A 9,621-nucleotide genomic window follows, 5' to 3' on the forward strand; every position below is an offset into this window, starting at 1 on the left:
GGAAGCTGGGGCAGAGGAAGCTGGGGCAGAGGAAGCTGGGGCAGAGGAAGCTGGGGCAGAGGAAGCTGGGGCAGAGGAAGCTGGGGCAGAGGAAGCTGGGGCAGAGGAAGTCGTGGCAGAGGAAGTCGTGGCAGAGGAAGCTGGGGCAGAGGAAGTCGTGGCAGAGGAAGCTGGGGCAGAGGAAGCTGGGGCAGAGGAAGTCGTGGCAGAGGAAGCTGGGGCAGAGGAAGCTGGGGCAGAGGAACCCGTAGCGGAAGAAGCTGGGGCAGAGGAAGCTGGGGCAGAGGAAGCTGGGGCAGAGGAAGCTGCGGCAGAGGAAGGCGCGGCAGAGGAAGCTGGGGCAGAGGAAGCTGGGGCAGAGGAAGTCGTGGCAGAGGAAGCTGGGGCAGAGGAACCCGTAGCGGAAGAAGCTGGGGCAGAGGAAGCTGGGGCAGAGGAAGCTGGGGCAGAGGAACCCGTAGCAGAGGAAGGCGCGGCAGAGGAACCCGTAGCAGAGGAAGGCGCGGCAGAGGAACCCGTAGCAGAGGAAGGCGCGGCAGAGGAACCCGTAGCAGAGGAAGCTGCGGCAGAGGAACCCGCGGCGGAAAAGCCCGCGGCAGAAGCTGGTGTCTGAGCACGACCGTGTGGCGCCTGCTCACACGCGAGGCGACGCGAGGCCAAAACGAATCGGAGGCCTGAGGAATGCCTCGGGCCTCTGCTTGTCGCTACCTGGGCTCCAACCTCTCCACGATCCGTCGCACGCTTTCGGGGTGCCAGCGTTCGCCGCGCTTGGGTTTGTGCCCGTTGGAGTCGAGTTCGCGGGCGATCTCCCGCAGCGTCGCGCCCGAGGCTCGCAGCTCGGCGATACGGACCAGCGCTGCCTGCTCGGCGGGTTCGGGTACGAGGGACCCATCAGCGATGCGGTATCCGTACGGCGGCGACCCCGCACCGGGGCGGGAATGCCGACGACGACGCGAGCGCAGAGCGGCCATCTGCGGCTGGATTGCGGCGGCTGCTCGCAGCACCTCGCGCACACCCTGGCGTGACGGATCCGCGGGTATCCGGCGAAGTTCGGCGGCCTCGTCCGGCTGTAGCGAATGCACACGGGCGCCTGTCGCGCGCACTTCGGCCAGCAGCTGCTCTTGCGCGACGAGCGCGCTGTCGAGGCAGTCGAGGCGGTAAACGACGAGACCCTGCGCTAAGCCTTGATGGAGCGCGGCCAGCGCCTCGGCGAGTCCATGCCGGTCTTCCAAGCCTCCAGCGGACGGTGCCTCGCTGACTATCGCGGCCAGCTGGTGACGCCGCCTCCGCGCCCAATCCTCCACTGCGGCGCGTTGAATCTCGACACCGATCCGTTCCTCGCCGCCGCCTTTGCAAGTCCTCAGGTACGCGATCAATACCGCCATCTCTGCTCGTTACCCCGGTCGGCGCCCATGCCGGCGCGAGACGGACGAAACAAGTGACCCAGCGTCAATCACGCGGCCACCCCCGAGGTCTCAAGCTCATACGACCCGGCTCGCCTTGATCACGTGGTTGGGCTGACGTGAACGCTCCCCGTCGGGTTCCCCGGAGCAGGCCGGACCGACCCCCATTCTCACTCTGACGAACCTTGTCGAGCCCTTGGGGGCGAACATCGACGAGCTGGACGAGCAGCATGGTCCGACCGTACCTGAAGTCGCGCTGAACGAGGATCTCTGCCGCGCGAACTAACCGTACATGCGGTGGTTACCAGGCGTAGTCCTCGGGCGCGGTCTTGTACCCCTGGGCTATGTGCCACCGCGCGAAGTTGCTCGACCCGACGTACAGGATCTTCCCATGCTGAATCGCAACCTCGATCGCCTGCCAGATCTCGTACTGCAGGTCCGCGACACGGAGCCGGGCTGGTGAAGTCGCAGTGTGAGAAGACGATGGGTGCTTCTACCCCTCGCTCCAGCCTGCGGCGGGTTCGGAGTCGTCAGGAACCGATGTCGATGGTGACTTCGGTCGTGAAGTGGTAGTTGCCGGGACCTACCGACCTGTCCAGGATGCGCATGACGCGGTTCGCGTCGTCGTACGGGCCTTGCTGGAAGTACGGCTTGCCGTGTAGTCCGAATCCGATCCGGCTCGGTGGCTGCCAGGCGCCAAGGTGCGGTTTGGCGAGGTAGAAGTCGCGCTGCGGTTCGAAGCCCAACGTCTCGGCGTAGTCGACGGCGCCCAGCACCAGGTCCTGGGCGAGTTCCAACGGAGCGGGTAGCGGCGGGCCCTCGTAGGCGCTGAAGAAGTCGGTGAGAAACGCGGCGATGTCACGTCGGTCGAAGATGGCTGGGGGATATGCGTTCTTGACGCCCTGGCAGTAAGTGTCCACCAGGTATCCGCAGACGCTGACCTCGTTGTCGCTGTGTTCGCGCACGACCGCGACGCTGGTCAGTCCAGCGCCGATGGCAAGCGGCGGAAGATCGTCATCGTCGGTCCAGTCCGACGGCCGGTTCTCGATGGTCAATCCGTTGCTCCACTGCCGGGTGACCCAGCAGCCGACGAGTGGTTTCTCCTGAGTGTCGCCGCGAAGCGGCCGTGAGCTCGGAACGCTGTGCACGAGAGACACTGCCTTGGCCCGCGGGATTCCCAACATGCGGGCGATCTGTTTGGGTGAGTTGCCCGCCGCCCGCAGGGCCAGTGCCCGAGATTTCAGATCCTCGCTGTTCATGACGACATCCTTGTACGGGATCCGAAGTGCATCAAATGAGACCACGGCGTGTCTGATGATTCCCTGCGTGCGGCGCTGCACTCGGCGGTGCAGCTGTCCGAGACGACCGTATGAGCGGCCCCGCGGTTCGCCTGACGAGGCACTGACTCGGTAGCGTTCTCGTATGGCGCGCAACAACGATCCTCAGCCGTCTTCGGCCAGCGAGGCCGAGCTCGTCGAACAGTTCGCGGCGGCTATTGCCGGCCTGGGGGCCGCCGAGCTGCACAAGGTGCTTCCGGAAATCCTCGCCGCCGCGATGCCGACCGTGGATCCTTTCGCCCGGCCGCGACCGCCGTCCCGCCGGCGACCACGTCGTGATGACGTGGTCACCTACCGGGTGCGCGTCGACCTCACCGGGACCAAGCCCCCGCTGTGGCGTCGGCTGGAGCTGGCCTCTGACCTCTTCTTGAACGAGCTCCACGAAGTCGTCCAGACCGCGTTCGGCTGGACCGACAGCCACTTGCACGAGTTCGCCTCGGGCAAGGATTACTACCACGTCGCGACCGAGCACTACCTTTGCCCGTACGAGGTGGAGGAGGGCAGGACCGGCGTACCGGAAGGGGATGTACGCCTCGACGAGGTACTCGCGGAGTCGGGTGACAAGCTGTTCTACCTGTACGACTTCGGCGACGACTGGATGCACGTCATCAAGCTCGAAACCGTGCGGCCTCGTGACGACTCCGCACCCAGAGCCGTCTGTATTGGCGGCCGCCGCCCCGGCCCGGGCGAAGACTGTGGCGGGGTGTATGGCTACGAGCTGATTACCGCTGCCGTCGATCCCACTTATCCCGAGCATGCAGAGGCGGTCGCCGCCTATGCCCGGATGTACGGCGCTGACGCCGACCCCGGCGACTACGCCCCTACCCCGTTCGACCCCGAGGAGATCAACGAGACGTTGGCCCGGCTTGGCGACGCCGATCCAGATCTTCCGGGACCGCTCGGTGAACTCATCGTCGCGATCCGCTCCATCGCCGGGAGGCATCTCCTCGAGCGGTTGATCGACGACGCCAATCTCGACGCCCCTGTTGAGATCGACGTGGAGACCGCGGCCCAGATGGTCTATCCGTACAGCTGGCTACTCGATCGCGTCGGGCTGGACGGCATCAAGCTGACCGGCTCGGGCTACCTGCCGCCCGTCCATGTGGAGGCCGCCATGGCCGAACTCGGGTTGGGCAAAGAGTGGATCGGCAAGGGCAATCGCGAGATCCAGACGCTGCCCGTCCTGCAACTGCGAGAATCGGCACAGGCCATGGGATTGCTGCGCAAGTACCGCGGAGCACTTGTGCTCACACCACCCGGACGCGCCGTCCGCAACGATCCGCTCGCACTGTGGTGGCATCTGGCCGAACAGATGCCACCGGCCTCCAAGGACGCCTGCGAAACCCAAGCGGGGCTCATCTTTCTGGCAACTCTCGCCGCGCAATCCACCGAGAACGCCGACGCGACGGTCGCGGAGCTTCTCACTGATATCGGTTGGGTGGTCAGCGACGGAACCCCGCTGACGCCGTTGGCGGCCGGCACTGCGGCTTGGGACACCACGTCCGTCCTGCGCCGCCTTGGCGCCCTCGTCGACGAGCCAGGCATGCACTGGTCCGCCAGCCCCACACCGCAAGGTGTGACATTCGCTAGGGCGGCACTGCGCACCTGGCCCAGCACAGCCTGATCCTGGCGGCCCTCCGCTTCCGCCTGACACGGGCGCGGGGGATCTGCCCGTACGGCGGCCGGCGTCGGTGTCCTACCAGGCGTAGTCCTCCGGCGCGGTCTTGTACCCCGGGAAGATCTCGTCCAGCCGCGCAAGTGCCTTCTCATCCAGCCGTACTTCGACCGCGCGGACCGCCGAATCCAGCTGCTCCATCGTCCGTGGGCCCACGATCGGACCGGTGACGGCGGGCTGGTGAAGGAGCCATGCGAGCGCGAGTTCACCCGGCGCAACACCGAGCTCGTCCGCGAACGCCTCGTACTGCTCGATCTGCGGCCGCAACTTCTCGACGGTCTCCTTCGCGCGCCCCTCGAGCCGGCGTACACCCTCGTTCTCCTTGCGGATCACGCCACCAAGCAGCCCACCCTGCAGGGGCGACCACGGGATGACGCCCAGCCCGAACTCCTGCGCGGCTGGCAGTACCTCGCGCTCCACGTCCCGCACGATCAGGTTGTAGATCGACTGCTCACTCACGAGCCCGATGAAGTTGCGCTTCTCGGCAGCCGCCTGCGCCTGGGCGATGTGCCATCCCGCGAAGTTGCTCGACCCGGCGTACAGGATCTTCCCCTGCTGAATCGCGACCTCGATCGCCTGCCAGATCTCATCCCACGGCGTCGCCCGATCGACGTGGTGGAACTGGTACAGGTCGACATAATCCGTCTGCAGCCGCTTCAGACTCGCGTCGAGCGCCCGCCGGATGTTGAGCGCGGAGAGTTTGCCTTCGTTCGGCCACCCGTCGCCCATGTCGCCGTACACCTTGGTGGCGAGCACGGTCTTCTCGCGGTTCTTGGGATCCTTGGCAAACCACTCGCCGATGATCTCCTCGGTCCGCCCTGGGGAGATCGCCCGCCCGTACCCGTTCGCAGTATCGAAGAAGTTGATCCCCTTCTCATGCGCCGCATCCATGATCGAGTGCGAGTCCTCCACACTCGTATGCGGCCCAAAGTTCATAGTCCCCAAAACGATCCGACTGACCTTCAGTCCCGTACGCCCAAGCTGAGTAAAGTCCATACCCTCCAACCTCCCCCGCCGCGGATCACCTGTCCAACAGAAGAATCCACTCAGTTCGATCTACTGAGCTTCTGAGTCCTATGCCGGCTTGTCCAGGGCGACGTGTTCGAGTCTGAGTAGTCTGCGGCGGGTCAATCGTCCTCGCCACAAAGGGGCAGGGACGGTCCACCGGGGCGGCATGGGTGCCACAGGGGCAGCATGGCCGGCTCGCGTGGGTACAAACGCTGATCCTCGATCAGGAACCGTGGTTCGACGTCACCGTGGAACGGCGGGTTGTCGTAGTCGTAGACCGCATCGAGTTGCGCGAACTTGTCGAGTGTCAGGTGCGCGTTGTACCAACTGCCCTTGCCTGGTTGATGCATCGCCCTGCGAAGCTGAAGGGCGGCGAGATGACCATCGTCGTCGAGCCTGACCGTCCGGTTGAGTGTTCCGCTGGTTCTGGTTGCGATCAGGCCGGTCTGCGTCATGTCACCCGCGCAGGAGATCCGTAGCGTCAAGACGTGCCAGTCTTCAGGAGCGGAGCGAGCCAGTGCCTGGGCGATCTCGGACAGCAGATCCTTTACTTCGTCGTTCATCTGGCAACTCCTCGCCTCCAGGTACTCAAGGCACCGACGTTAACCAGGCCCACCGACATCTAGCACTGGTCAGCGCGGTCGAAACGCAAGGACATGGAGCAGGCCGACCAGGGACGCCGCACCGATGATCTCGCCGGCATCGATGCGCTCGCGGATTGAGTCGAGCCGAACCCACTCGATTCGTTCCGCTTCGTTATACCCTCCGAAGCCTTCAGAGCTTGGCTGAAGACTGTCGTGTACTTGGCCGACAAGAGCAGGCGACCGACTACGAGCTGAAAGCAAGCGAGATGCAGAAGCGGCTTACCGTCCGATGACCCTCGACGCGCGGCGACGAGACCGGACGATGGTGGCCTGTCTTCAGGAGATGGAGATTCTGTGAGCGGAAACGTCATTCGACCCGACGGACTGCGAACTGGAGATCGCGCGATCATCGTCTCGTCATCGAGCACGATCGCCGACCGGAAGGATGTAGCCGAACGAGCGCGCACAAACCTCGAGTCTGCTCTCGGTCTGAGGATCGACTTCGCGGACAACGCGTTCGCTCAGGACTACTATTCCGCCGGCACCACAGAAGAGCGTCTGCACGACCTCGCGACGTCATTCGCCGATCCCGAGATCAGGGCCGTCTTCTTCTCAACCGGTGGAGCAACGGCCGTCGACCTAGTCGATCGCTTGGACTACGAGACGATCGCCGCGAATCCCAAAATCCTGGCCGGCCTCTCCGATTCGTCAACACTCCTCAACGCCGTCACCGCGAAGACCGGCATGGTGACATTCCACGGCTTCGAACTGATGGACTTCTCCGGACACGAGATGGTGTACACCGCCCGAAGCCTCAAGCAGGTCTGGTTCGACAAATGGTCAGATGACTACCACCCAAACCCAGACTGGCGTGACCTCGAAGGCGACCGCACAACGTACAAGGGATGGCGGGAAATCAAGCCCGGCCGCGCAGCCGGAACCGCGGTCGGAGGAAACTCCGAAGCATTCATGCAACTCGTCGGCACCGAATACTGCCCGCCACTGGATGGCGCGATCCTCTTCCTGGAGGCCTACCGACTCCAGAAACGCCACATCCAAGCGCTACTCGCAACCCTCAAACTCAAGGGCGTCCCCGACTCGATCCACGGACTGATCATCGGCTACTGCCTCGGCAGCGACACCCCCGGTGCAGGCAACGATCGAGACATCGCCGACATCATCCTGGAGACCACCTCGGACCACACGTTCCCAGTCATCCAAGTCGGCGAAATCGGCCACCAGGTCGAGAACTTCATCCTCCCCATCGGAGCCCCAATCGAGATCGACACAAGGTCTCTGTCGCTGTCTCTCCTCGATCCAGCTGTCTGCTGAGATTGGTCTTCTGTAGCTCGTCCAACAGACGCCCACCCCGAATTGCGTACGCGTGAACGGCAGTTGAAGCGAACGCCCTCGCGGCCTTGGGTTCGATGACTTTGTCACAAGACCTTCGGTTGGATGGCGAGGTGCGGAATGGGCCGGCGTGGTGAGGCTCGCGGCGCGGCGCGAGTGCAGAGGTTCAGTCCCGTGGCTGCGTGATGATGTTGGTGGACATGTGCGGACGAGTCGGTCCGCGCGGACCACTTGCACGGCTGAACGCGGGACTCTGGGAGTGACGCGGGACGTTCGGTACCTGCCTCGTCAAGGAACTGTGTAAATCCGAGGTGCGGTCGGCGGCCTGTAGTGGCACACTGCTGCGGGTGCCGGTCTCGTGTACGGCGAATTGTCGCCGTACACGCCGCCTTGTGATCTGTGCGGCGCTCTATGCCGGCGGGCTCGCATAGGCGTAGCGATAGATTCTGCAATCTTGACATAATTGCAATTGGTATTGACTAAGGAGACAGCACGTGGCCCCCCTGACCGCTCAGCAAGACAACTTCCCTCAGTGGTATCAAGATGTGCTGACCAAGGCGAAGCTTGCTGAGAACGGGCCGGCGCGCGGCACGATGGTTATCCGACCGAACGGCTACGCGCTGTGGGAACGGATGCAGGCTGAGGTTGACCAGCGCATCAAGGCTGCGGGCGCACAGAATGCCTACTTCCCCCTGTTCATCCCGATGAACTACTTCGAGCGCGAAGCCGAGCACGTTGAAGGCTTCAGTCCAGAACTCGCAGTTGTCACCCACGGCGGCGGTAAGGAACTGAACGAGTCCCTCGCGATTCGACCCACCAGCGAAACCGTCATTGGTGAGTACATGGCCAAGTGGATCGGCAGTTATCGTGATCTACCGCTGCTGCTCAACCAGTGGGCCAATGTGGTGCGTTGGGAACTGCGTCCCCGCATCTTCCTGCGCACCACCGAATTCCTCTGGCAGGAGGGCCACACGGCCCACGGCAGCGAGGCCGACGCCCAGAACTACGCCAGCCTGATTCTGCGTGACGTCTACGAAGACTTCATGCGCAACGTGCTGGCCTTGCCAGTCATCGTGGGGCGGAAGACGCCGAAGGAGCGGTTCGCCGGCGCGCAGAACACGATGACCTGCGAAGGCATCATGCGGGACGGCAAGGCGCTCCAAATGGGCACCTCGCACGAGCTGGGCCAGAACTTCAGCCGTGCCTTCAACATCAAGTACTCTCCCGCCGAAGGCCCACAGGAACTGTGCTGGACGACATCGTGGGGATCGTCGACACGCATGATAGGTGGTCTGATCATGGGCCACGGTGACGACAACGGACTCGTCGTTCCCCCAGCGCTGGCGCCGGTCCAGGTTGTCGTCGTGGTCGTGAAGGACAACGACGGCGCGGTGACGCAGGTTGCCAAGAAGCTCACGGCAGACCTGACGGCTCGCGGGCTGCGGGCAAAGCTGGATGACAACCTGGCGCAAGCGTTCGGCTGGCGCGCCACCGACTGGGACCTGCAAGGCGTGCCGGTACGGATCGAAATCGGCCCACGAGACCTGGCAGAGGACACCGCGGCCATCTTCCGGCGTGACACCCGAAGCAAGGAAAGAGTGACGCTTGACAGCGTGGCCGAGGTAGCGCAGCAACTGATGACCACCATCCAGGCCGACTTGCTCACCGCCGCGACTGCCCGTCGTGATGCCCTCACCACTGACTGCACCACACTCGACGAGGTCCGAGACGTGACGCAGACCGGCGTTGCGCGCGTGCCCTGGGCGAGCGTAGGCATGGCGGGCGAACAGGAACTGGCGACAATCGGCATCACGGTCCGCTGCCTCCAACGTCCCGATGGCTCAGTGCCAGAGGCCGACGACGAGCCTGAGGCCGTTGCCTACCTGGCACGGGCTTACTGACCGCCGGGAGGCAGTGCCCTCTCGGACCGGGTGAATCAGGAACCATGCATTCCAGGCTCACCCGCCCAACGCGCCACCGAGAATCCAACTCTGCGACACGAGGCAGCGCTTCGAGTCGCGTCGCTTCGAGGCCTTCGAGGCCGACGGCCATGGCCCGACTGGCAACCGTTGACCTGAGTGGAGATTGCTCCCTCCTGCTGCGGCGGATGGCCGGTTCTGGATGGTGGGGGAATCGGTAACGTTGTGGCGGTGACAGCTGAGGGTGAGACCTGAGTTGGGTCAGTTGAGCAGATTTTCAGGTGCTGGAACGCGCTGACCTGCGGATATGTGGTTGGTTAGTGCGTCCTCAAGGCACTAATCCGG

8 protein-coding genes are annotated in these 9,621 nt (G+C 64.1%); 4 read left to right on the top strand and 4 right to left on the bottom strand.

What is annotated here, in order from left to right; genetic code table 11:
• On the top strand, positions 1-613 hold a 613-nt coding region (locus EV643_RS43400), incomplete at its 5' end, for a hypothetical protein (RefSeq protein ID WP_238166218.1).
• A gap of 91 nt (positions 614-704) precedes the next feature.
• Here the strand turns inward: EV643_RS43400 and EV643_RS43405 are convergent.
• Entirely contained in the window at positions 705-1,385 is a 681-nt protein-coding gene (locus EV643_RS43405; RefSeq protein WP_133806080.1) for a recombinase family protein, read from the bottom strand.
• A 548-nt stretch (positions 1,386-1,933) separates the two neighbouring features.
• Positions 1,934-2,662: a helix-turn-helix domain-containing protein gene (locus tag EV643_RS43410; RefSeq protein WP_133806081.1), complete on the bottom strand. Its 729-nt coding sequence runs from the start codon at positions 2,660-2,662 to the stop codon at positions 1,934-1,936.
• Positions 2,663-2,825: 163 nt separating this feature from the next.
• On the opposite strand from EV643_RS43410, the gene EV643_RS43415 reads away from it, so the two are divergent.
• On the top strand, positions 2,826-4,364 hold the full coding sequence (locus EV643_RS43415; protein WP_133806082.1) for an IS1096 element passenger TnpR family protein: 1,539 nt from the start codon (positions 2,826-2,828) through the stop codon (positions 4,362-4,364).
• 72 nt (positions 4,365-4,436) lie between these two features.
• Here the strand turns inward: EV643_RS43415 and EV643_RS43420 are convergent, their stop codons facing one another.
• The gene (locus tag EV643_RS43420; protein ID WP_133806083.1) at positions 4,437-5,411 is read right to left on the bottom strand and encodes an aldo/keto reductase; all 975 of its coding nucleotides are present in this window, start codon (positions 5,409-5,411) and stop codon (positions 4,437-4,439) included.
• A 131-nt stretch (positions 5,412-5,542) separates the two neighbouring features.
• Positions 5,543-5,986 carry a hypothetical protein gene (locus EV643_RS43425; protein WP_133806084.1) on the bottom strand — a complete coding sequence of 148 codons (444 nt, stop codon included), beginning with the start codon at positions 5,984-5,986 and terminating at the stop codon, positions 5,543-5,545.
• Positions 5,987-6,361: 375 nt separating this feature from the next.
• Here EV643_RS43425 and EV643_RS43435 point away from each other — a divergent pair, with 375 nt between their 5' ends.
• On the top strand, positions 6,362-7,339 hold the full coding sequence (locus tag EV643_RS43435; protein ID WP_166665810.1) for a S66 peptidase family protein: 978 nt from the start codon (positions 6,362-6,364) through the stop codon (positions 7,337-7,339).
• A gap of 512 nt (positions 7,340-7,851) precedes the next feature.
• Positions 7,852-9,258: a proline--tRNA ligase gene (gene proS / locus EV643_RS43440; RefSeq protein ID WP_133806086.1), complete on the top strand. Its 1,407-nt coding sequence runs from the start codon at positions 7,852-7,854 to the stop codon at positions 9,256-9,258.
• Positions 9,259-9,621: the final 363 nt, after the last annotated feature.

Source organism: Kribbella caucasensis (assembly GCF_004361855.1).
In the GTDB taxonomy this organism is placed as follows: domain Bacteria; phylum Actinomycetota; class Actinomycetes; order Propionibacteriales; family Kribbellaceae; genus Kribbella; species Kribbella caucasensis.